Source organism: Cohnella lubricantis (genome assembly GCF_014212015.1).
Taxonomy (GTDB): domain Bacteria; phylum Bacillota; class Bacilli; order Paenibacillales; family Paenibacillaceae; genus Cohnella; species Cohnella lubricantis.
In genome coordinates this window covers 43,861-46,040 of the sequence record NZ_JACJVN010000026.1, presented here as the reverse complement: position 1 = coordinate 46,040, position 2,180 = coordinate 43,861, and the positions used below count along the sequence as shown (strand labels likewise).

Sequence of the window (2,180 nt, the reverse complement as noted above, 5' to 3'; positions counted from 1 at the left end):
CGCGCCGCGCAAGCGGAGACGGCCGCAGCCGCAGGGCCGGCCGTCGTGGGGGTGTGCCCGCGGCCGGGCTGCGGCGGGCAGATCTTCCTCGGCCGCAAAGGGTACGGCTGCAGCCACTACAAGACCGGATGCACGTTCGTCATCTGGAAGGAGAGCCTCGGCCGCACGCTGACGGAAGCGATGGTGCGGAGCCTGATCGAGAAGGGCCGCACCAATAAGCTGAAATTCAAGGACGCGGCCGGGGAGAGCTACGACGCGCGCATCGTGCTCCGCAATGCGGGCACGGGGGAGCTCGCGCTGGAGCGGGAGTAGCCGCTCCGGGTTCATCGAACATTTTCGACGGGATAACCGATTCGCCATGCAAGCTGCTTGTCACTCTTCTGAGCAAGGGGGCAACGTTCATGAGCAGAAGGTTCCTCAACTCTCCGGCGGCCTATGCGCTGGGCATGTTCGCGATGATGGTGCCGAGCCAGGCGTTCAGTTCGTTCTACAGCTATTACTACGTGGAGAAGCTCGGCCTTGGGGTCGGGCTTGCCACCGCTGCGCGTATGGTCTACCTCATCTGGGACGCCGTCAACAACCCGATGGCCGGCTACCTGTCGGACCGCACCGACACGCGGTTCGGCCGGCGCAGGCCGTGGATCTTCGCGTCCATTCCGCTCTTCATGCTCACCTTCATCCTGGTGTTCTCGGCTCCTAGCGGGCTGGGCGATACCGGGCTATTCGTCTGGTTCCTGACGGCACTCATTCTGTTCGAAAGTGTAGCGACGCTGCTGTGGGTCAATTACGGCGCGCTGTTCCCGGAGCTGTTCCGGGGCGATCGGCTGCGGGCGCGGGCGTCTGCGGTGCAGCAGGCGTATCAGATCGTCGCGATTCTGATCGGAACGGCGCTGACGCCGATTATTTATGATGCGATCGGCTTCGGACCGATGGCGGTCGTCTATTCGTTCGTCTTCGCCGGGTTCATGCTGTGGTTCGCGCTCTCGGTGCGGGAAGACGAGGGGGCGCGGAGGGAGAAGCCGCTTCCGCTCGTGGCCGCGTTCCGCGAGACGCTGAAGAACAAGCCGTTCTGGATCTTCAATCTCGCCAATTCGTTCGCGCAGACGGTGAACGGGCTGCTCGCTTCGATGATCCCTTTCTACGCCAAGTATGCGTTAGGGATTCCGGAGAGCCAGGTGGCGATTCTGATGGCCGCCGTCTTCGTCTCGATCATTCCGCTCGTGGCGGTCTGGTATTGGGTCGTGCGCAAGCTCGGCGGGCTGCGGAGCTGGCGGCTGGCGCTGGCGGTGTATGGGCTGTCCGCGATTCCGCTCTGGTTCGGGCAGAGCCTTGGCGGCGGCATCGCGGCGGGCATCGTCGTCGGCTTCGGGATGGCGGGCTTTCTCGTGACGCCGGCGGTGCTGAGCGGCCGGATCATCGACCTCGACGCCGAAGCGACGGGGCGCAGGCGGGAAGGCGTCTACACCGCCGTCGCCGGGTTCATCACGCGGTCGAGCGGGCTCATCTCGGCGCTGGCGTTCTGGATCGTCGGGATGATCTTCGGCTATGTGAGCGGCGACGATCCCGGTCCGCATCCGGAGACGACGTTCCGCGTGCTGATCAGCGTCGTGCCGCTTATCCTGCTGGCGATCTCGTGCGGTATCTCGCTGTTCATGCGGGATCTGGACGCGGATGCGGGAGCCGGAAGGAGACCGCCGGTGCGGAAGGGGGCGGGAGTTAGTTCGCAAACGAACTAACTCGGCGCACGGGTGGTGGGGAACGTGGGAATTAGTTTGCGAAGGAACTAACTCGGTCCGCGACGTGTGCGAGAGTGCAGAATTAGTTCGCAAACGAACTAACTCAGCGCGCGGCTGGTGCGAATGGTGGGAATTAGTCTGCAAACAAACTAACTCGACCTGCGACGTGTGCGAGAGTGCAGAATTAGTTCGCAAACGAACTAACTCGGCGCACGGCTGGTGCGAACGGCGGAAATTAGTCTGCAAACAAACTAACTCGACCCGCGACGTGTGCGAGAGTGCAGAATTAGTCTGCAAACGAACTAACTCAGCCCGCGACGTGTGCGAGAGTGCAGAATTAGTTCGCAAACGAACTAACTCAGCGCACGGGTGGCGCGAATGGTGGGAATTAGTCTGCAAACAAACTAACTCGGTCCGCGACGTGGGCGAGAGTGCAGAATTAGT

2 protein-coding genes are annotated in these 2,180 nt (G+C 62.5%); both read left to right on the top strand.

The genetic code is table 11. The features are described from left to right. On the top strand, positions 1-312 hold a 312-nt coding region (locus H4Q31_RS06885), incomplete at its 5' end, for a topoisomerase C-terminal repeat-containing protein (protein ID WP_185178342.1). An 89-nt stretch (positions 313-401) separates the two neighbouring features. Further along, on the top strand, positions 402-1,736 hold the full coding sequence (locus H4Q31_RS06880; RefSeq protein WP_185178341.1) for an MFS transporter: 1,335 nt from the start codon (positions 402-404) through the stop codon (positions 1,734-1,736). Positions 1,737-2,180: the final 444 nt, after the last annotated feature.

What these genes read in the sequence shown, in the direction of transcription:
- H4Q31_RS06880 (WP_185178341.1), top strand. Translation starts at nt 402, where the DNA reads ATGAGCAGAAGGTTCCTCAACTCTCCGGCGGCCTATGCGCTGGGCATG.